Source organism: Sphaerisporangium sp. NPDC088356 (assembly GCF_040685555.1).
GTDB lineage: Bacteria > Actinomycetota > Actinomycetes > Streptosporangiales > Streptosporangiaceae > Sphaerisporangium.
In genome coordinates this window covers 25,403-46,372 of record NZ_JBFBIK010000036.1, presented here as the reverse complement: position 1 = coordinate 46,372, position 20,970 = coordinate 25,403, and the positions used below count along the sequence as shown (strand labels likewise).

Below are 20,970 nucleotides of genomic sequence, written 5' to 3'. Positions count from 1 at the left end.
CGCCTACGGGCGCCGGATCCGCGCGATGATCGTGAGAACGTCCTCGGCGAGCCTCCTGGAGGCGGTCACGTCATCCGACAGCGCCACCTCGGACACGGCGGCGGCCAGCGCTCCCGTCACGACCACGACGAGCGCTCCCCTGTCGTCCTCGAACAGGGCGGCGTTGCGCCGCGCCCACTGGCGCATGCGGTCGCGCATGATCACCTCGAAGCCGGGGGGACCGTCTCCGCGCAGGAACAGCGCGGCCAGCTCGCGCTCGTCGAAGCATCCTTCGAGGTAGGCGCGGGCACCGGCGATGAACAGGCGCATCGGGTCGGACTCGCCCTCGGCGCGCACCGCCTGGACGGCCTGCTTGGTGCGCTGCGTCTGACGGGTCTGGAACTCGTCGAAGAGCGTGAGGTAGAGGTCGGCCTTGCCGGAGAAATGGTGATAAAGGCTGCCGACGCTGGCCCCCGCGCGGGAGACGACGTCGGTGACCCCGGCCTCGGCGAAGCCGCGTGTGACGAATGTCTCCCTGGCGGCGTCCAAGAGGGCACCCCGCGTGGCGGCGCCGCGTTCTGAGGTGCGCACGGTCACCGGTCGTTCGGTGTCGCTGCTCATGCAGGTGACAGTATCCCTCCGTCGGCCGAAGAAGTGAGACAACTACGATCGTTGGAGTCGGCTGGATTAGAAAGCGGGGAACCTGGTAGGTCCAGTACAGGGCGTCCCGATCGCCGATCGTACGATTTAGAGGGGCTTGTAAACTATGTCGGAGCAGACGTCCGTACCGCCCGCGCTGGCCACAGAAGAGCGCGCGCCCGATCGCAACCTCGCCCTGGAGTTGGTCCGCGTCACCGAGGCGGCGTCGATGGCCGCGGCGCGCTGGGTGGGCCGGGGCGACAAGAACGGCGCCGACGGCTCGGCGGTCAACGCCATGCGCCAGCTGATCAACACGGTCTCGATGGACGGTGTCGTGGTGATCGGCGAGGGCGAGAAGGACAACGCCCCCATGCTCTACAACGGCGAGCGCGTCGGTGACGGCAGCGGTCCCGAGTGCGACGTGGCCGTGGACCCGATCGACGGCACCCGCCTGACCGCGCTCGGCATGCCCAACGCCATCTCCGTGATCGCCGTGAGCCCGCGCGGCTCGATGTACGACCCCTCGGCCGTCTTCTACATGGACAAGCTGGCGACCGGCCCGGAGGCGGCGGACGCCGTCGACATCAACGCGCCCGTGGCGGCCAACATCTCCGCCGTGGCCCGGGCCAAGGGATGCTCGCCGTCCGACGTCATGGTGGTCGTCCTCGACCGCCCCCGCCACGAGCGGCTCGTCAAGGAGATCCGTGAGACGGGGGCGCGCATCAAGTTCATCACCGACGGCGACGTGGCCGGCGCGATCATGGCGGCTCGCCCGGACACCGGCATCGACCTCATGCTCGGCGTCGGCGGCACTCCTGAGGGCATCATCGCGGCCTGCGCCCTCAAGTGTCTCGGAGGCGTGATCCAGGGCAAGCTGTGGCCGCGTGACGACGACGAGCGCCGCCGCGCCCTGGACGCGGGGCACGACCTCGACCGCGTGCTCACCACCGACGACCTGGTGACCTCCGACGACGTGTTCTTCGCCGCCTCGGGGATCACCGACGGGGAGCTCATGGGCGGCGTCCGCTACCGCAGCGGGGCGGCGGTCACCCACTCCCTGGTCATGCGCGGCCGTTCCGGCACCGTGCGCAAGGTGGAGAGCGAGCACCAGCTGTGGAAGCTCCGGGCCTACAGCGCGATCAACTTCGACACCGCCACCTGACACCACCGGCCGTGGGGAACGGATGGGCCCTGCGACACAGACGGCTCTGTGACCCGGACCGCCCTCTCACCGGGCGGTCCTGTGATGCGGCCGGTGCTGGACGCGGACGGTCCCGTGACGGGACGATCGCGCTCTGCGGACGGGTCTCGGTCAGGGCTTGCGGCGCCGGGGCCAGCCCCGTTTCGGGGGCTTCGGGGCCTTCGCCACCACGTTGCCCATCATGATCACGCCGGTGATCTCGATGACGGGCGCGTCCGGAGGGGCGAAGGCCGGTACCCGGTTCTTCTTCCCTCCGAGCACCGCCGACGCCGGGATGTCCACGCGTACGCCCTCAGGGACGATCAGCGTGAGCGTCGCGCCGACCACGGTGGCCTGCACGGTGATGTGGTTGCTCTGGAGCAGCGCGTCGCGCAGGTCGAGCGTGACGCCGGTGCCGACGGCCGTGACCGAGTAGCTCGAGGGCACCACCCAGCGGCCCTCGCGATGCTCTGAGCGGAACAGGGCCATGACCGGCCGCCCGTCGGCGCGCAGCGGCTGGAGGTGCTCGGGCAGCAGGTCGGAGGTGAGGGAGGCCAGCTCGCCGAAGGTGCGGGCGGCGTAGACGGCCTCGACACGCTCCTCGTGCTCCGCATGGGTGAGCCTGCCGTCCGCCACGGCCTCGGCCAGCACGGCGACCACGTGCTCACGATCGGAGTCGGAAGCCCTCAGCTCGTGGGGAGCCGGCCCCTCGCGGTCGGCCGCCACGCCGTTGAGCATGCCCGCCACGAACTGCCGCAAGGCCGGCGCCCCCTGCCGGCTCCAGCGGTCGTTCCAGCGGTCATAACGCGGTCCGCGTCGGGCTTCCACGCCTCGACATTAACTCGCGAAGCGACCCGTGACGCACCCCTACCACCACTACTTGGCGGAATACCACCAGGTACGAAGCACATCAGGACAGAAGATCCGTCAGAATTATCAGACTCGGCCGTTACGGCTGCCCTGCTCACCGGAGGCCGCCGCGATGATCGCCGAGCTGTGCGAGAAGGAGCCGACCGCTTGAGCTACCGGGACGATGCCGCCTTCTGGGCGTGCCCCCACGGGCAGGATGCCCGCCACGGCTGCGTCAGCTGCTACGAGGAGTCGGCCGATCCGGACCCTGACCTGCCCGTCTGGGACGTCGCCGTGTGGTTCACCTCCGACCAGCCGATCCCGGTCAAGGCCCTTCAGGACGTCCACCGCCACGGCCGCCGGTTCCTGCTGGACAAGCTGTCCGCTCCGCACATATACCTTCTGACCGGCCACGCGAACGCCGCGGGGGGCGGGCAGGCCGTCGCCGGGGTCATCGGCTTCCTGGTCCACAACCGGCACGTGGTGGACACCTTCACCGTGCAGGACACCCGAGCGGTACGCCTGTCGCCCTCCCCCGACGTCCCGAGCAGCGAGAAAGTGTGGCCTTAAGCCCTGCCTCTTCCGCCGGCGAGCGGCATGCTTGGTTTCGCGGGGCCATTGACCGGCGTGGGGCGCGATCGTACTCTGGCGAAACCTGAATTAGCCTCATGTTTCAAAATTCCCGGAGGCCGCGGTGCCTACCCCACGTGACCGGCGCGCGCGCCTCGCCACCTTCGCCGTCTTCTTCGTCCAGGGGCTGACGTTCGCCACCCTGCTCACCCAGGTGGCGGCCCTGCAGAACAAGCACGGGCTCAGCGACGGCGAGCTTTCCATCCTGCTCCTGGTCGTCCCGGTGATCGCGGGTGCCGGCAGCGTTCTCGCGGGCGAGATCGCCAAGCGGTACGGCAGCCGGGTGGTGCTCCGGGTCGCCCAGCCCCTGGCCGGTCTCGCGGTCGTGCTCGCGGGACTCGCGGCCAACGTGCCCGAGCTGGTCGCCGCGAACGTGCTGTTCGGGCTGTGCCTCGGCTCGGTGGACGCGGGCATGAACATGCAGGCGGTGACGGTCGAGCGGAGGTACGGCAGGGCGATCCTCACCGGGTTCCACGCCCTGTGGAGCGCGGCGGCCGTCATCGGCGCGGTCTGGGCCTCGGTCGCCGGAGGCATGGGGCTGAACCTCCCCGCCACCTTCGCCGTCGCCATGGTCGCCGGCGTCGCCATCGCCGTCTTCGCCGGCCCGGCCCTGTGCGCCCCCGAGGAAGAACACGTACAGCCCACCCCGGGCCAGACCCTCCCAGCGGCGGCCGCACCAGGCACGGCCGTATCTGGTGAGGCCGTACCGGCTGGAGGTCGTTTCCCGTGGCGGCCGATCCTGCCGCTGTGCCTCGCGATGGCCTTCCTCTACGTCGGCGACGCGTCGATCTCCAACTTCGGGTCCGTCTACATGGACAAGATCATGCAGGCGTCGGCGGCGGTCATCCCGCTGGCGCTCGGGGCCTATCAGGCGACGACCTTCGTCGTCAGGGTGGGTGGTGACCTCGCCGTCCGCAAGTACGGCCCCGCCGCGATCGTCCGCGTCGGCGGGGCGCTCGCCGCACTCGGTTTCGCCGGGATCGTCGCCGCGCCCAACGAGCCTCTCGCCATCGTCGCCTTCGGCCTGACCGGGATCGGCCTGTCGGTCGTCGCCCCCCAGTCGTTCTCGGCGGCCGGGCGGCTCGACCCTGCCGGTACGGGCGTGGCGATCGCGCGCGTCAACATGTTCAACTACGTGGGCTTCATCGTGGGAGCGGCCCTGGTCGGCGGCATCGCCGACGCGGCGGACTACCAGGTGGCGTTCGCGGCCCCCCTCGTCCTCGCGGCGGCCATCATCCTGCTGGCCCGAGGCTTCCAGCCCAAGACGAACCTCAACGCCCCCCCAGCTCAGCGAGGCCTGACCCCGCCCGCGAACGGTGGAGGTCACAGGTAGGGGCGTTGGGCTTGTTTGTGGTGTTCGTAGGTTCGGTGAATTTCGGGGGTGGCGGAGACCTCCGCGATGGGGACGTCCCACCAGGCGGTGGTCTCGGGCGACGGGCCAGGGACGGTTTCCAGGTAGACGACCGTCGTGGTGGTGGACTCCCGGGCCTTGGTGAGGGCGACGCGCAAGGACTCGGGGTCTTCTGCGCGCAGGACGTCGGCTCCGAGGCTCGCAGCGTTGGCGGCGAGGTCGACCGGCAGGAACGGGCCGTCCAGCCCGCCGCCCGGCGAGCGCCCGCGGTAGGCCGTGCCGAGCCGCCGCGCGCCCACGGACTCCGACAGCCCGCCGATCGACGCGAAGCCGTGGTTGTCCACGATCACGACGATCAGCTTGACACCCTCCTGCACGGCGGTGGCGATCTCCTGGGCCATCATGAGGTACGACCCGTCGCCGACCAGCACGAACACCTCGCGATCGGGCGCCGCCAGCTTCACGCCGAGGCCGCCCGCGATCTCGTATCCCATGCAGGAGTAGCCGTACTCGACGTGGTACGCCTTCGGGTCCGAGGCTCGCCACAGTTTGTGCAGGTCACCTGGCATCGATCCGGCGGCGTTGACCACCACGCCGTTCGATCCGGCGACCTCGTTCAGCACGCCCAGCACCACAGGCTGCGTCAGCGCGTCCCCGGTGTACAGCGCCGAGACCTTGTCGTGCCAGGCATGGCTCAGCTGGGTGGCCCGTGCGGTCCAGGACGGGTCGGCCTTCCAGCCGTCCAGGTCGAGCAGCGCGAGCCCTTCGCGGGCGTCGCCCACCAGCATGATCCCGGCGTGCTTGGCCGCGTCGAAGGCCGTGACGTTGAGGTTCACGAAGCGGGGGTCGCCGAAGAGCGTGCGCGAGGCGGTCGTGAAGTCGGTGTAGCGGGTGCCGACCCCGATGACCAGGTCGGCCTCGCGGGCGATCGCGTTGGCGGCGGCCGTGCCTGTGTGCCCGATCGCGCCGAGCGCGCACGGGTGGTCGTACGGCAGGACGCCCTTGCCCGCCTGCGTCTCCCCGACGGGCACGCCGTGGGCCTCGGCGAAGGCGGTGAGCTCCTCCCACGCCTCGCTGTAGATCACGCCGCCGCCCGCGACGATCAGCGGGCGCCGGGAGTACTTGATCGCCTCCAGGGCCCGTTCCACGGCGGCGGAGTCGGGGATGGGCCTCGCCACATGCCACACCCTGCGGGCGAACAGCTCGGCGGGCCAGTCGTACGCCTCGGCCTGCACGTCCTGGGGCAGCGCGAGCGTCACCGCGCCCGTCTCGGCGGGGTCGGTGAGCACCCGCATGGCCGCCATCAGGGCCGAGGGGAGCTGCTCTGGCCGGTTGATCCGGTCGAAGAAACGCGACACCGGCCGCAGGCAGTCGTTGACGCTGACGTCGTACGAGCGTGGGTCCTCAAGCTCCTGCAGGACGGCCCCGGCGGCACGGGTGGCGAAGATGTCGCCGGGCAGAAGGAGCACCGGGATCCTGTTGATCGTCGCGAGCGCCGCCCCCGTCACCATGTTGGTGGCGCCAGGGCCGATCGACGTCGTGCAGGCGAACGTCGAGAGGCGGTTGCGCGTCCTGGCGAAGCCCACGGCCGTGTGGACCATGGCCTGCTCGTTCCTCGCCAGGTAGTACGGCAGCGGATCACCGAGGCCGGCTCCGCGCTCCGCGAGCGCCTGGCCGATGCCGGCGACGTTCCCGTGGCCGAAGATGCCGAAGCAGCCCTCGATGAGCCGCTGCTCGACCCCGTCGCGCTCGCTCCACTGCTCGCCGAGGAACCGCACCAGCGCCTGGGCCACGGTGAGCCGGATCGTCGTCATGCCATCGCCTCCAGCTCGCCGTTCGCGGCGGACGACCGGTCGTACGCGGGAGACGGCTCGCGCCCCCCGGAGCCCGGCTCGCGGGTCATGGGGACGCGGGGGTCCACGGCCTGGCCTTGCCAGGTGGAGCGGATCCAGGCGTGCCGGGGGTCGTCGCAGAAGGCCATGGAACGCTTCTCCGCGGGCCCGGCGAGCACGTTCAGGTAGTACAGGTCGTATCCGGGAGCCGCCATCGAGGGCCCGTGGTACCCGTGCGGCACCAGCACCACGTCGCCGCAGCTCACCTCCGCCAGCACCTCGATGGGCCTGCCCGGCGAGCCGTACACCCGCTGGTACCCGGGACCGCCCTCGAAGTAGTAGATCTCCTCCAGCACGGCCTCCCCGTCGGCCGGCGTGTCGTGCTTGTGCGGAGGATAGGACGACCAGTTGCCCTCCGGCGTCAGCACCTCGACGGCGACGAGCTTGTCGCACTCGAAGGCGTCCGGGGCGCAGAAGTTGTTGACCTGGCGGCTGGCCTGCCCGGCTCCGCGTACCTCCACGGGGACGTCCTCGGCCGGCCCGTACCGCACCGGGAGCCGCCGCGTCGCGACGGCGGACGGCAGGGCGAAGCGGCCCTGCCCGCTCAGCCGGACGCTCGACCCGATGGGCAGGTAGGCGAAGTCCGTCACGCCGCCGAAGACCGACTCGCGGCCGTGCAGGTCGAGGCGTACCCCGTCGCACTCGACGGCGCAGGACCCGGACAGCGGGACGACCAGCATCTCCTCGCCCCCGGTGCCGAACTCGACCGTCTCGCCCGAGAGGTTGAGCGCCCGGAGCCCGGCATAGGTCCAGCCGGCGGTCTCGGGCGAGATCCGCAGCGCCCAGGGTGCCTCGGCGGTGGAGCCGGCGGGGATGTACGACATCAAGACACCTCCAGCAGCGCGGCGGCGGTGTCCACGGCCGCGGCCACATCGTCGTCGGGAGGGTAGAGCAGCGCGCGCCCGACCATGAGACCCCGCACGCCGGGAAGCCGCAGCGCTTTGCTCCACGAGGAGTACACCTGGTCGGGGTGCACGGTCGGGTCGCCGCCGAGCAGCAGGGTGGGAAGGGTGGTCGCCTCCATGACCCGCTCCATCTCGTCGATGACCGGGATCTTCAGCCAGGTGTACGCCGAGGTCGCGCCGAGCCCCTGGGCGACGTGCATGGCGCGGATCACGCCTTCCGGGGACAGGTCGTGGTGGACGACGCCCTCGTCCCGGTGGGACCAGAACGGCTCGACCATGGAGACCAGGCCCTGCCTGGCCAGGCTGGTCACGGCACGCGAGCAGGACTCCAGCGTGTCCGCCGTCTCGGCCGACCGCAGGCCGATGCGGCAGAGCATCTTGCCCCCGTCGAGCCGCATCCGGACGATCGACTCGGTGTCGTAGGCCGTGAAACGGTCGTCGAACTCGAACGCCGTGCCGTGGATGCCGCCCCGGTTCATCGAGCCGACCACCACCTTGCCGTGGAGCGCGCCGAGCAGCAGCAGGTCCTCCACGATGTCGGGGGTGGCGAGCAGGCCGTCGACCCCGGGCCGTGCGAGCGCCACGCACACCCGGTCGAGCAGGTCGATGCGGCTGGCCATGGCCATCGGCCGCCCGCGCACGCCGAGCGCGCCCCTGGCCGGGTGATCGGCCGCGATCATCAGGAGCTGGTCGCGGTCGCCCAGCAGCGGCCTGCGCCGGCGCTCGGCCGCGGCCTGGGCGATCTTCTCGGGATACCTGGCGCGGTACTCGGCCAGCCTCCTGCGGTCCTCGTCACGCATGGGCTTCCCCCGAGAGCACGGCCTCGACCTCTTTGACCGTGGGCATGGCCGGCGCGCAGGCGAGCCGTCCGGCGACGATCGCCCCCGCCGCGTTGGCGAAGCGCAGGGTCTCCTCAAGGCTCCGGCCGGCCAGCAGGCCGTCGCACAGGGCGCCGCCGAACGCGTCGCCCGCGCCGAGCCCGTTCACCACCTCTACCGGCACCGGTGGCACCTCCACGGTCTCATCGGCCGTCATGCCCAGAACGCCTCCGGATCCCTGCTTCACGACCGCCAGCTCGACGCCCTGGTCGAGCAGCGCCCTGGCGGCCTCGTACGGCTCGCGCGTGCCTGTGGCCACCTCGCACTCGTCGAGGTTTCCCACCGCCACGGTGACATGCGGCAGAGCCTTGCGTACCCATTCTCGTGCCGCTTGCGGCGACGCCCAGAACATGGGGCGGTAGTCGAGGTCGAGGACGGTCAGCGGCGCGCGGCCCCTGGCCTCCCAGGCGGCGAAGTGGGCGCTCCTGGACGGGTCCTCGGACAGCCCGGTGACCGTCGCCCAGAACAGGCGCGCGTCCCTGATCGCGGCGAGGTCGAGCTCCTCAGGGTGGATCTCCAGGTCCGGGGCCTTGGGATAGCGGTAGAAGTACAGCGGGAAGTCCTCCGGCGGGCGGATCTCGCAGAAGGTCACGGGTGTCGGCAGCCCCCGCACCTCGGTGACATGGCGGTCGTCCACGCCGTACGAGCGCAGCGCGTCGTGGACGAACTCGCCGAACGGATCGGCACCGGTGCGGGTGATCACGGCGGACCCGCGGCCAAGCCTGGCCGCGGCGACCGCCACGTTGGTGGGGCTGCCGCCGAGGTACTTGCCGAAGGTCTCCACCTCGCGCAGCGAGACGCCGACCTGGAGTGGGTAGATGTCGACACCCACCCTACCGATCGTGAGCACCTCGGTCATGCGTCGCCTTCCGGGCCGCGCCCGGGCAGACCGGATCCCGGCCGCGCTTCCGGTGCGGGGTGCGAGAGAGCGGACAGGTACGCCAGGCTCTCGCGGACCGAGGCCTCGGGCCCCTGGCCTTCCGGTGGCTCCCCGTCGAGGACGACGTCCTGCTCCATGACGTACCAGCCCTGGTAACCGGCCTCGCCCAGCCGGGTGACGATGCCCGCCACGTCCACGTCGCCCCGGCCGAGGGGTCGGTAGATCCCGGCGCGCACCGCGTCGGTGTAGGTGAGCCTGCCCGCGCGGACCTGCTCGGCGAGCGTGGCGTCCACGTCTTTGAGGTGTACGTGTGCGACTCTGGCTGCTGCCCTGGACACCAGGTCGAGCGGGTCGGTGCCCCCGATCAGAAGGTGGCCGGTGTCCAGGCAGAGCGGCATCTCGGAGCCGTCGAGCACCCGGCCGACCTCGTCACGCGTTTCGATCATGGTGCCGACGTGCGGGTGCAGCGTGACGGCCCGCTCGAACCGCTCCGCCGCCTCCAGCACGCGCCCGAGATTGGCCAGGAGCGTCTTCCATCCCTCGGCGTCGAGCACGGGCCTCTCGTCGTAGCCGTCCGCGCCGGTCGCGGCCGCGAGCACGACCGTCCCCACGTCACCGTCGGCGAACGCCCGCAGCGTCGCCTGCGCCTCCGGCACCGGGTCGTACGCGGGATCGTGCAGCACCACGGGGACGAAACCCCCGATGCCGCTCAGGCCGTACGACTCCAGGAGCGTACGGCGGTGTTCAGGAGAGGGTGGCAGGAAGCCGTCGGGGCCGAGCTCGGTCGCGGTGAGGCCGAGTGCGCGCATCTCGCCGAGGACGCGGTCGCGATCGAGCTGGTGGCCCCAGCCGGGCACCTCGCACACCCCCCACGAGATCGGTGCGGCGGCGATCCTCACCGGGCCGGTCACGGCGCCTGAGCCGGAGCCGGCCGGGGCGCTCATACGGTCACCTCCTCGACCCTCACGGGGCGTCCGGTGCCGCGGGACAGCTCGGCGGCCTCGGCGACGCGCAGGGCGGCGAGGGCGTCATGGACGGTGCAGGGGCTCGGCCCGCCGTCGCGCACGCTGTCGAGGAAGGCCCCGATCTCGGTGACGTAGGCCGCCTCGAAGCGGGTGCCGAAGTCGGGCCAGGCCTCGCCACCGGGGAACTTCACGGCGGGCTCGGCCGAGGTGAGAGGCACGCGGTCGTCGAGCCCCACGACCACCGTGTCACGTGTCCCTGCGAGCTCCATCCGCACGTCGTACCCCGCGCCGTTGTAACGCGACCCCTGCATCGTCACCAGAGTCCCGTCGTCGAGGGTCAGCAGCGCGGCGCTGGTGTCCACGTCGCCCGCCTCCGCGAAGAACGCGGCCCCCCGGTTGGCCCCGGTGGCGTACACCGACTCGACCTCGCGGCCGGTCACCCAGCGGAGGATGTCGAAGTCGTGGATGTGGCAGTCGCGGAAGATGCCCCCGGAGAGGGGGATGTAGGCGGCGGCCGGGGGGCGGGGGTCGGCGGTCAGCATGTGGACCCGGTGCAGGTCGCCCACCTGACCGCTCCGGAGTGCCCGGCGCGCGGCGGCGTACCCGGCGTCGAAGCGCCGCTGGAAGCCGATGTGGACGAGAGTGCCACTGCGGTCGGCGGCCTCGACGACGCGCGCGGTCTCCTCGATGCCCGGCGCGACGGGTTTCTCGCAGAACACCGGGATCCCGGCGTCGCAGGCCCGCAGGATCAGCTCCGCGTGGGTCGAGGTGGGAGTGGCCACGACCACGGCGTCGGCCTGGAACGCGTCTCCGACCAGCGCGCCGACCCGGCCTGCCACCTCCTTCGCCCGCACCTCGTCCGCGTCCGAGACGATCAGCTCATCCACTTGGGGATGGGCGGCGAGCGTCGTCGCGTGGAACCCCCCGATGCGGCCAAGACCCAACAGACCCACACGCATACTGCCTCCGCGGCTCGATCAGCTCATCACGACCCGTCCACAGTTCTAGGTATCAGAATGCCGGGAGTCAAGAATTTGTCCTGACATTCAGACGAACCATGGCCTTGGCGACGTCGTGAGCCGCCGGCCCTGCCAGGAGTTTCGCGGAGATGGGCCCGACAAGCGAAAGCCCGGACGTTCCTGGCTGACGGGAAGATCCGGGCTCGTGCGGACAGGAGGTCGGTCACCACCACCGCGCCCGTCCCGGCACGGCGTGCTTCTCCTCGTGGGTGCCGACCGGCCGGAGGTCGTCGCCCGCCAGCTCGCGGCTCGTCCACTCGGGGTGCTCTCCCCCACGGGGACCCTCGATCCCGGCTGCGCGCGCTTCCGCGGCGGTGAGCTCGGGGCCGTGCGGGGCTTGCCGCGTGTCGGGAGTCACCGGCCATTGGGCGTGCTCGCCCCTTATGCCGCAAAGAACGATGGTGACGAGCGCCACTCCCAGGGCGGACGCGACGACTATCACTCCGAGGACCACCACCACGATGTAGCCAGGATCCATGATTTCCCCCGATCTCGGATGTCGCGCGTACTTTCATTATCGAACGCGCATATAAACGGCTTCGACTCTTGCGCGACCCAGGGACGCCACCTCTGGCTCAAGCTTCGGTCAACCGTGTACAGCCCCGCGTCAGGAGGACGCCATGGGGAGCCGTACCCTGCTCAGGACGGCGGCGAGCGCCATGAATACGGAGGAGCACAGGCGATGCCCGAGTTCGACTACACCGACCTGCTTCCGATGGGCCCCGATGAGACGGAATACCGTCTGATCACGGCTGAGGGGGTGCGGAAGGTCGAGGCGGCGGGCCGTACGTTCCTGGAAGTGGACCCGGAGGCGCTGCGCCTCCTGACCAAGACCGCGATTCACGATATTTCGCACTATCTGCGGTCGTCCCACCTCGCCCAGCTCCGCAAGATCATCGATGACCCCGAGTCGAGCGGCAACGACAGGTTCGTGGCGCTCGACCTGCTCAAGAACGCGAGCATCTCGGCGGGCGGCGTGCTCCCCATGTGCCAGGACACCGGCACCGCGATCGTGATGGGCAAGCGCGGACGCCACGTGCTGACCGACGGCGCCGACCCCGAGCACATCTCGCGCGGCGTCTACGACGCCTACACCGAGCTGAACCTCCGCTACTCCCAGATGGCCCCGCTGACCATGTGGGACGAGAAGAACACCGGCAGCAACCTCCCGGCCCAGATCGAGCTCTACGCCGAGGACCCGCACGGCCACCCCGACGAGTACAAGCTGCTGTTCATGGCCAAGGGCGGCGGCAGCGCCAACAAGTCCTTCCTGTACCAGGAGACCAAGGCCGTGCTCAACGAGAAGCGGATGCTCCAGTTCCTGGAGGAGAAGATCCGCTCCCTCGGCACCGCCGCGTGCCCGCCGTACCACCTGGCCGTGGTCGTGGGCGGCACCAGCGCCGAGTTCGCGCTGAAGACCGCCAAGTACGCCTCCGCGCGCTACCTCGACGCGATCCCCACCGAGGGCTCCCCCTCTGGGCATGGCTTCCGCGACCTGGAGCTGGAGAAGAAGGTCTTCGAGCTCACCCAGAAGCTCGGCATCGGAGCGCAGTTCGGCGGGAAGTACTTCTGCCACGACGTACGGGTGATCCGGCTCCCCAGGCACGGCGCCTCCTGCCCGGTGGCGATCGCCGTCTCGTGCAGCGCCGACCGGCAGGCCCTCGCCAAGATCACTCCCGAGGGCGTCTTCCTGGAGAAGCTGGAGACCGACCCGGCGCGCTTCCTGCCCGAGACGACCGACGAGCACCTTTCGGACGACGTGGTCTCCATCGACCTCAACCGGCCGATGAGCGAGATCCTCGCCGAGCTCACGCGCTACCCCGTGAAGACCCGGCTCTCGCTGACCGGCCCGCTCGTCGTCGCCCGTGACATCGCCCACGCCAAGATCGCCGAACGGCTCGACGCCGGCGAGGAGATGCCGCAGTACCTGAAGGACCACGCCGTCTACTACGCCGGACCGGCCAAGACGCCCGAGGGGTACGCCTCCGGGTCCTTCGGCCCGACGACCGCCGGCCGCATGGACTCCTACGTCGAGCGCTTCCAGGCCGAGGGAGGGTCCCTGCTCATGCTGGCCAAGGGCAACCGCTCCAAGCAGGTCACCGAGGCCTGCCAGAAGTACGGCGGCTTCTACCTCGGCTCGATCGGCGGCCCGGCGGCCCGCCTCGCGCAGGACTGCATCAGGAAGGTCGAGGTCCTCGAATACGCGGAGCTCGGCATGGAGGCCGTCTGGAAGATCGAAGTCGAGGACTTCCCCGCGTTCATCGTGGTCGACGACAAGGGCGCCGACTTCTTCGAGGACACGAGTGGTCCCGTGCTCACTATCGGTCGCCGAATCTGACAAAATCTGACGGAAGATCTCAACAGAGAATCGGCATGGCCTCTACAGGGGGCGATAAACAAATAGGTAAGCTGCCACCCATGCGCGCCCCGTCCGGATACGAGCTAGCCTCGCGTTACCGGCTCGTAGAGCCGGTCGGCCGCGGCGGCATGGGCACCGTCTGGCGTGCGCACGACGACCTTCTCGACCGTGACGTGGCTGTCAAGGAGGTGCGCCTCCCGCTGGTCCTCGACGAGGAGTTGCGGGCCGAGCTCTGCGCCCGCACCGAGCGCGAGGCGCGGGCGACCGCCATGGTGGCCCACCCTTCGGTGATCACCGTCTTCGACGTCGTCACCGAGGACGACCGCCCCTGGATCGTCATGGAGCTCCTCCACGCCCGATCGCTGGAAGATCTGGTCAAGGAGGAGGGGCCGCTTCCTCCGCGCCGCGTGGCCGAGATCGGCCGCCAGGTGCTCGGCGCACTGCGGGCCGTGCACGCCAAGGGCATCCTGCACCGCGACGTGAAGCCGAGCAACGTGCTGGTGACCGAGGACCGCGCGGTGCTCACCGACTTCGGCCTCGCCGCCCTCGAAGGCGACGCGTCGATCACGCAGGCCGGCATCGTGCTCGGCTCCGCCGGATACATCGCCCCCGAGCGCGTCCTCGGCGACAAGGCCAGCCCCGGCGCCGACCTGTGGTCGTTCGGCGCCACCCTGTACACCGCCGTCGAGGGCCGGGGCCTGCACGGCAGGCGTACGGCCGCGGCGGCGCTGGCCGCGCTCACCAGCGGTGAGCCGATCCCGATGGACAAGGCAGGCCCGCTCGCCCCCATCCTGCGCGGCCTGCTCCAGATCGACCCCGACGCCCGGCTCGACGGCATGCGCGCCTCCCTCATGCTCGCCCGGGTGGCGGCGGGCGGCTCGGCGGAGGAGCCGCTCGGAGGCCCCGCCCACCGCACCGCGACCCGCCAGCAGCCCATGAACCCGAGCGCGATGGGCGGCATGCCGCCCCCGCCGTACGCCACGATGGGCGCCCTGTCCTCCTCTCCGGTGTCCCCCGCGTCCCCTTCGCCCCGCAGCAGGCCGTCCCACCGGGGCCAGCACCGGGCCGACGCGCGGCCCGACGCCCGCCCGGTCTACATCCCGCCGCGCGACCCTGGCCCCGTGCCGCCGCCCCGCATGCCCCGCAGGCCCACCGAAGGGGTGCACCGCAAGCCGTCGGACCCGGCACCGGGTCGCCGCCGGGCTCCCGCGAACCCTGAGGTGAGCCAGGTGATGCGCCAGCTGTCCGATATCGTGCGCATGGTCCTGCCGCGCCGCTTCTGGCCAAAAAATATGCGTTAGTGATGCGAAAGCATTTCTCAAGTCACTATCGCTATCTTCTTACTCATGCCGGAACAGCAGAGGCGGCTGCTCGCCGACAGATATGAGCTGATCACCCCCTTAGGCCGGGGAACGATGGGCACTGTCTGGCGCGCCCACGACCGCCTCCTCGGCCGTGACGTGGCCGTCAAGGAGATCCGCCAGGACTCGGGGTTGAGCAAGGAGCAACGCGACGAGCTGCGGGAACGCATGATCCGCGAGGGTCGCACCGCTGCCAAGATCGTCCATCCGTCCGTGGCGACCGTTCACGACGCCATCGTGGTCGACGGAAGCCCGTGGATCATCATGGAGCTGGTCGAGGCCAGGTCCCTGGAGCAGGTGATCGACGAGGAGGGCCCCTTGCCGCCCCGGCTGGTCGCCGAGATCGGCCTCGACCTGCTCGGAGCGCTCGGCGCCGCGCACGAGCAGGGCATCCTGCACCGTGACGTCAAGCCCGGCAACGTGCTCCTGACCGACACCGGCCGCGTGGTGCTCACCGACTTCGGCATCGCGAAGGCGGCGGGCGACAGCAACATCACCAAGACGGGCATGGTGATCGGCTCCCCCGGTTACACGGCGCCCGAGCGGGCCCGGGGAGACCACACCGGCCCCGAGTCCGACCTGTGGTCGCTCGGCGCGACGCTGTACTTCGCGGTCGAGGGACGGCCCGCGTACGAGCGCAACTCGGTGAGCGAGACGCTGGCCGCGCTGATGACCGAGCAGGCCGACCCCGCCACCCAGGCCGGGCCGCTCCGACCGGCGCTCGAAGCGCTGCTGGAGAAGGACCACACCAAGCGGCTCACGCACGCCCAGGCCGTCTCCAGGCTCCGCGCGGTCGCCAGAACCTCCGCCTCCAAGACCGCCGCGACCGAGAAGCCCCAGCCCTCCAAAGCCACCCCAGCCGCCCCGGCCGAGAAGCCCCAGCCCTCGAAAGCCACTCCGGCCGCCCCGGCGGTGAAGGCCCAGGCCGCCAACGCCGGGAAACCCGCCACCGCTCGGGAAACCGGCGGCACCTCCGAGCCCGTCACCCCTCCCAGACCGAGCAAAGCTCGAACGCCGGACGTCGCCGCCGCTTCGGCGGCGCGGCCCTCACCGAACGCCGATTCCGAGCAGGACGTCGATTCTGAGCAGGACGTCGATCCGAACCAGACGATGATGGTCATCCGTCCGAAGGGCGGCCTGCGCATCCCCGGAGTCCATCCCTCAACCGACGCCATCCCCGGAGTCCATCCCTCAACCGACGCCCCCGCCGACGAGGACGGGCAGGCGACCACGGTAGGGCGGCTTCCCGCGCCGAAAGCGACCCCCACGCCCCCGGCGCCTCCCTCGTCGCCGGCGGCGCCCGTGCGGCCGTACGGCAAGCCTCGGCCGTACTCCGGATCCGCCGGCGACCCCACCGAGGTCGTGACGAAGCCAGGACCGGGACGGTCCGCGAGCCTCGAAACCACCGCCCCCCGCGCCACGGCCGGGATCCAGGCGCCACCGGGGGCCCGCAGACCGGCATCCTCGGACGCCCGGAGGCCTGAATCCTCGGAGGATCGGACGTCGGGGTCCTCGGACGCCCGCAGGCCGGGGCCTCAGGGGGCCGCCGCCGCGGCGCCCGTGCTCGCCCCTGGAACTCTCTCCTCTCGGGGAACGGCGGATCAGGGGACGGCGAACGGCCTTCAGGCGACGGCACACGACATGCCCGGCGACCGGGCCGACCCGGCCACGCCCGAGAACGGGCTCGGCCCCGACCTGTTCGCGTTCCAGGGCACGGCGCCGCCCCGGGGCAGCAGCCCCACCGGCATGATCATCCTGGTCGCCGTGGCCCTGCTCGGGCTGGCGGCCATCGTGATGCTCGTAGCCGCCGCGGTGTCGAGCAGCGGCTCCACCGATCCGGCGGGGGCGAAGGCCCTGGGCGGCGCACGGTCCGGCGGGAGCACCACCGCCTCCACCGTGGACGCCGGCGCGAGCACGACCCTCGATGCCGGTACGGGCACGGCCACACCGCCCGCGTCCGGGCTCCGCCGCTACATCGACAAGAGCGGCTTCATCATCGACCTGCCGGCCAAGCTGCGCGGCGTCGCGAAGGGCGGCAGCGTCGGGTTCAGCGCGGAGGGCGAGGTCCGTACGGTGCGGATCAGCCGCTCGGCGAACGGCACCGCGGACGTCCTCCGCGCGGCGAGGGCCGCGGAGGCGCGGGCCATCGCGGCGGGCACCTACCCCGGGTACAAGCTCATCCGGCTGGCCGTGACCCGCCCAGCGCCGTATCCCGGCACCGACGTGGCCGACTGGGAGTTCACCTACACCGCGAGCTCCGGCCCCGCCCACGTGCTCTCCCGCTGGGTGGCCGTGCCCGGCGGCGACAGGTACGCGATCTACTGGTCTACGCCGGAGACCGGCTGGAAGTCCCACCGGTCACAGCTCGGAACGGTGCTCTCCTCATTCCAGCCCGCCCGCAGGGACGCATCAGGCGGCTCGTAGGGCAAAACTGGAGTCATGCAGGATTTCCGGATCGAACATGACTCGATGGGCGACGTACGCGTTCCCGCGTCGGCCAAGTGGCGGGCGCAGACGCAACGCGCCGTAGAGAACTTCCCGATATCGGGGCGCGGGCTCGAACCCGCCCACATAGCGGCGCTCGGGCTGATCAAGGCAGTGGCCGCCGAGGTCAACGGCGAGCTGGGCGTCCTTCCCGCCGACATGGCGGAGGCCATCTCCGAGGCCGCCACCGACGTCGCCGAGGGCGAGTGGAACGACGAGTTCCCGATCGACGTCTTCCAGACCGGCTCGGGCACCTCGTCCAACATGAACGCCAACGAGGTGATCGCCACGCTCGCCGAGAAGCGACTCGGCCGCCCGGTGCACCCGAACGACCACGTCAACGCGTCGCAGTCGTCCAACGACGTGTTCCCGTCGTCGATCCACGTGGCGGCGATGGTCGATGTGGCGTACGAGCTGATCCCGGCGCTGGAGCACCTGTCCATCTCGCTGCGCCAGAAGGCCGACGTGTTCGCGAAGACGGTCAAGGCGGGGCGCACCCACCTGATGGACGCCACGCCGGTGACGCTCGGCCAGGAGTTCGGCGGCTACGCCACACAGGTGGAGAACGGCATCGCGCGGCTGCGGGCGACGGTGCCCCGGCTCGCCGAGCTGCCCCTGGGCGGCACGGCGGTGGGCACGGGGATCAACACGCCGCCCGGGTTCGCGCAGGGGGTCGTCCAGAAGCTCAGGGAGGCCACCGAGCTGCCGTTCACCGAGGCCCGCGACCACTTCGAGGCCCAGGGCGCCCGTGACGCGCTCGTTGAACTGTCCGGCCAGCTCCGCGTGATCGCCGTGTCCATCAACAAGATCGCCAACGACCTGCGCTGGATGGGGTCGGGACCGAGGGCCGGTCTGGGCGAGATCAACCTTCCCGACCTCCAGCCCGGCTCCTCGATCATGCCGGGGAAGGTGAACCCGGTCGTCCCCGAAGCGGCCACCATGGTGGCGGCCCAGGTGATCGGGAACGACGCGGCGGTGACCTTCGCAGGGGCGTCCGGGAGCTTCGAGCTCAACGTGATGATGCCGGTCATCGCGCGCAACGTGCTGGAGTCGATCCGTCTGCTGGCCAGCGTGTCACGGCTGCTCGCCGACAAGTGCGTCCACCGGGTCACCGCCAACGCCGACCGGCTGCGCGAGTACGCCGAGTCCTCCCCCTCGATCGTGACCCCGCTCAACCGCACCCTCGGGTACGAGGAGGCGGCGAGCATCGCCAAGCAGTCGCTCAAGGAGCGCAAGACCATCAAGGAGGTCGTGATCGAACGCGGCCACGTGGCCTCCGGCAAGCTCACAGAAGAGCAACTGGACGCCGCCCTGGACGTCCTCGCCATGACCTCCCCACCCGAACAACCCGAAGATCCCGATACGTCGCGCTGACAGCACCCAGGGCAGCGGACGGTGACCCCCACCGATGCCGGCGGGGCATCGTCCGCCGCCGGGACAGGTCGAAATAACTTCGCTGCCTGGTGGGACGCGGTTGCTGGAGGCATTTCCTAGGTGGAAGGGGTCGAGGGGAGGTAACGCTCCTGGACGGCGTGGGCCAGGCGGACGGCGTAGCGGCCGCCCGGGACGTGGGAGGCGATTCTGCCGAGGATCGAGCGCCGGGCCGAGAGCATGCCCGGCTCTCCCCCGGCCTGGATCCTCGCCCTTCCTCCCCTGCCCATCTCCAGGACGAACCGCAGGTCGACCTCCTTGCCCTCGACGCGCAGGCGCGGCGCCCAGAGGCCGGGGCCGATGTGCCCCTCACCGGGGAACCGGCGTACCGCGACCTTGGCGACGAGCTGGCCGGGGAAACGGCCCGGCACCCCGGGTTCGACGAGCGCGGGGACCGCGGTGACCCGCCCCCGGCTCGCGATCTGCCGCAGCACCAGCTCCGCCGGGGGCCCACCGCTCGGCGGGACGTACGGGACGGGCAGGACGACGAACACGGTGCCTTCCCTGTGGGTGACGGAGGCCCCCGGCGAGACGAGCACGATCGACTCGGAGAACGACCGGGGCTCCACGCACACGCTCAGCTCCCGCTGGTCCGACCAGCAGGGGATGATCAGCTTGCGCGGATGGCCGGCGAGCACGCCGACGCAGCTCAGCTGGTCGCCCCGGTGCCCCGCGACCCGTGTGCGAGCCTGCTGCGCGCCGCTGTGCATGCGGACGTGCACCTCCCACTCGCCCGGACGCAGGGAACGCCCCAGCGCGGCCGTGCTCACGTCCAGCCGGGCCCGTCCGACGGCCCAGACGCGCACCCTGTCGCCTTCCTGCGATCGGCACACCTCGCCGGCCACCGGGAGGAAGAAGATCAGCCCGTTGTCCATGTGGCGGATGTAGACCTCCATGCGGGCCCGGGCCACCGCCTCGGTCACGTCGGTCAGCTCCGGCGGCAGGGCCAGGCCGTCGAGCGGAGGCGTCCAGTGGAGACGATCGCCCTCGGCCCTGAAGGTCATCGGCGCCCCTTCGGCGTCGACGATCTCCACGGCCAGGTCCATGAGCAGGATGCCGTCCTCCCAGCGCACGTCACGGAGCTCAGCACGCACGGACGTACCCCTGGAAGCGTCGCTGAGGGCCACCAGGCGCCCCAGCTCCCCGGATCGGAGCAGAACCGCCCGGGCGCGCAGGTGGACCGGCAGATGGCGATCCAGCCCCTCACCGAAGCGCTCGGCGGTCAGCTCGCGCAGCACCGCGAAGAGCGCGGCACGCCGGTCCTGGCGTGCCGAAAGGAGGCGGCGCCCGCCCAGCATGCGCAGCACGCCCGTGCGGAACCAGTGGGCGTACAGCCGGTCGTGCTGGTCCCCCGGGTCGCTGTAGGCGTCGATGATGTCGAGGATCGCCCGGATCCCCGAGGCGTGGGCGCCCGGATCCAGCGGACGGTCGGGCACCGGGCCCACGTGGCAGCAGATGTGGTCGGCGAGGATCGCGATGACCTTGGCGGTCAGGTACGCCTTGATGACGAACGCCTGCTCCGACAGCTCGGGATCGAGGTCGGAGAAGCGGATCTCGCGGGTGTCGAGGAAGGCTCGGCGGAACAGCTTGTGCGCCGTCGGCAACCCCAGTAGGCGGTCGCGCAGCACGTCGGCGCGCTCGCGGTTGCGGGTGAAGGCCCTCGGCGGCGGGTTGTCGCCGGTGACCAGCCGGCCGATCAGCACGTCGGCGTCGGTCTCCACGGCGGTGCGGTACATCATCTCCAGCGCCACGCGTTCGAGCCGGTCGCGCTGGCTGAGCAGGTAGACGTACTCGCCCCGGGCCACGGCCAGGCCCACGTTGCGCCCGCGAGCGGGCGAGCCGGTGTGTTCCAGGTGGAGGACCCTGACGTTGGGCCGCACGGCGGCGACGGCGTCGAGGCGTTCGCGCGTGCCGTCCCCCGACCTGTCGTCCGCGAAGATCACTTCGTACTCGTCCGACGGCATCGACTGCTCCAGCAGCGAACGTACGCACGCGTCGAACGCGTCATCGTCCGGGCCTGGCTCTGATACCGGCACCACCACGCTGACCTTCACACCCATGGAGGTCAGCGTGCGGCGCGCGCCGCCGCGACGCAGCCAGGCTTGCCGAAACGTCAAACAACCCTGACTAAGAGTTCGCGCTGTTCAGTATCGGTCAGGGGCGTGAAC

The 20,970-nt window shown here is 71.0% G+C and carries 17 protein-coding genes; 7 read left to right on the top strand and 10 right to left on the bottom strand.

Annotated features, from left to right (window positions below; translation table 11 throughout):
* Positions 1–3: 3 nt before the first annotated feature.
* Entirely contained in the window at positions 4–600 is a 597-nt protein-coding gene (locus AB0O34_RS16125) for a TetR/AcrR family transcriptional regulator (RefSeq protein ID WP_363916166.1), read from the bottom strand.
* A 145-nt stretch (positions 601–745) separates the two neighbouring features.
* Between AB0O34_RS16125 and glpX the strand changes: the two genes are divergently transcribed.
* The gene (glpX, locus tag AB0O34_RS16120; RefSeq protein ID WP_363916165.1) at positions 746–1,780 is read left to right on the top strand and encodes a class II fructose-bisphosphatase; all 1,035 of its coding nucleotides are present in this window, start codon (positions 746–748) and stop codon (positions 1,778–1,780) included.
* 150 nt (positions 1,781–1,930) lie between these two features.
* Here glpX and AB0O34_RS16115 read toward each other — a convergent pair whose 3' ends face one another.
* Positions 1,931–2,626 carry a DUF1707 domain-containing protein gene (locus AB0O34_RS16115; RefSeq protein ID WP_363916164.1) on the bottom strand — a complete coding sequence of 232 codons (696 nt, stop codon included), beginning with the start codon at positions 2,624–2,626 and terminating at the stop codon, positions 1,931–1,933.
* 189 nt (positions 2,627–2,815) lie between these two features.
* Between AB0O34_RS16115 and AB0O34_RS16110 the strand changes: the two genes are divergently transcribed.
* Both AB0O34_RS16110 and AB0O34_RS16105 read left to right on the top strand, forming a co-directional pair.
* The gene (locus AB0O34_RS16110; protein ID WP_363916163.1) at positions 2,816–3,217 is read left to right on the top strand and encodes a hypothetical protein; all 402 of its coding nucleotides are present in this window, start codon (positions 2,816–2,818) and stop codon (positions 3,215–3,217) included.
* A gap of 124 nt (positions 3,218–3,341) precedes the next feature.
* Positions 3,342–4,610, top strand: coding sequence for an MFS transporter (locus AB0O34_RS16105; RefSeq protein ID WP_363916162.1), 1,269 nt, complete (start codon positions 3,342–3,344; stop codon positions 4,608–4,610).
* Here AB0O34_RS16105 and iolD read toward each other — a convergent pair.
* From iolD to AB0O34_RS16070, 7 genes are all read right to left on the bottom strand, one after another.
* Positions 4,601–6,442, bottom strand: coding sequence for a 3D-(3,5/4)-trihydroxycyclohexane-1,2-dione acylhydrolase (decyclizing) (gene iolD, locus AB0O34_RS16100; RefSeq protein ID WP_363916161.1), 1,842 nt, complete (start codon positions 6,440–6,442; stop codon positions 4,601–4,603). The genes AB0O34_RS16105 and iolD overlap by 10 nt on opposite strands.
* On the bottom strand, positions 6,439–7,344 hold the full coding sequence (gene iolB, locus AB0O34_RS16095; RefSeq protein WP_363916160.1) for a 5-deoxy-glucuronate isomerase: 906 nt from the start codon (positions 7,342–7,344) through the stop codon (positions 6,439–6,441). Before iolB ends, iolD begins: the two co-directional genes overlap by 4 nt.
* A complete protein-coding gene (locus AB0O34_RS16090; RefSeq protein WP_363916159.1) occupies positions 7,344–8,225 on the bottom strand; it encodes a deoxyribose-phosphate aldolase in 882 nt (293 codons plus the stop codon). Before AB0O34_RS16090 ends, iolB begins: the two co-directional genes overlap by 1 nt.
* Positions 8,218–9,162 (bottom strand): 5-dehydro-2-deoxygluconokinase, encoded by a 945-nt coding sequence (gene iolC / locus AB0O34_RS16085; RefSeq protein WP_363916158.1) that lies wholly within the window; start codon positions 9,160–9,162, stop codon positions 8,218–8,220. The genes AB0O34_RS16090 and iolC overlap by 8 nt, the downstream gene beginning before the upstream one ends.
* Entirely contained in the window at positions 9,159–10,127 is a 969-nt protein-coding gene (locus AB0O34_RS16080) for a TIM barrel protein (protein ID WP_363916157.1), read from the bottom strand. Before AB0O34_RS16080 ends, iolC begins: the two co-directional genes overlap by 4 nt.
* Positions 10,124–11,107 (bottom strand): Gfo/Idh/MocA family oxidoreductase, encoded by a 984-nt coding sequence (locus AB0O34_RS16075; protein ID WP_363916156.1) that lies wholly within the window; start codon positions 11,105–11,107, stop codon positions 10,124–10,126. Before AB0O34_RS16075 ends, AB0O34_RS16080 begins: the two co-directional genes overlap by 4 nt.
* A 223-nt stretch (positions 11,108–11,330) precedes the next feature.
* The gene (locus AB0O34_RS16070; RefSeq protein WP_363916155.1) at positions 11,331–11,645 is read right to left on the bottom strand and encodes a hypothetical protein; all 315 of its coding nucleotides are present in this window, start codon (positions 11,643–11,645) and stop codon (positions 11,331–11,333) included.
* Between the two features lie 204 nt (positions 11,646–11,849).
* Between AB0O34_RS16070 and AB0O34_RS16065 the strand changes: the two genes are divergently transcribed.
* From AB0O34_RS16065 to AB0O34_RS16050, 4 genes are all read left to right on the top strand, one after another.
* Positions 11,850–13,505, top strand: coding sequence for a fumarate hydratase (locus AB0O34_RS16065; RefSeq protein ID WP_363916154.1), 1,656 nt, complete (start codon positions 11,850–11,852; stop codon positions 13,503–13,505).
* Between the two features lie 80 nt (positions 13,506–13,585).
* Complete coding sequence (locus AB0O34_RS16060; RefSeq protein ID WP_363916153.1) at positions 13,586–14,827, top strand: serine/threonine-protein kinase; 1,242 nt, start codon at positions 13,586–13,588, stop codon at positions 14,825–14,827.
* A gap of 45 nt (positions 14,828–14,872) precedes the next feature.
* A complete protein-coding gene (locus AB0O34_RS16055; protein ID WP_363916152.1) occupies positions 14,873–17,311 on the top strand; it encodes a protein kinase in 2,439 nt (812 codons plus the stop codon).
* A gap of 15 nt (positions 17,312–17,326) precedes the next feature.
* Positions 17,327–18,745 (top strand): class II fumarate hydratase, encoded by a 1,419-nt coding sequence (locus AB0O34_RS16050; protein ID WP_363916151.1) that lies wholly within the window; start codon positions 17,327–17,329, stop codon positions 18,743–18,745.
* A 116-nt stretch (positions 18,746–18,861) separates the two neighbouring features.
* On the opposite strand, the gene AB0O34_RS16045 is transcribed toward AB0O34_RS16050, so the two are convergent.
* A complete protein-coding gene (locus tag AB0O34_RS16045) occupies positions 18,862–20,919 on the bottom strand; it encodes a glycosyltransferase family 2 protein (protein ID WP_363916150.1) in 2,058 nt (685 codons plus the stop codon).
* Positions 20,920–20,970 lie beyond the last annotated feature (51 nt).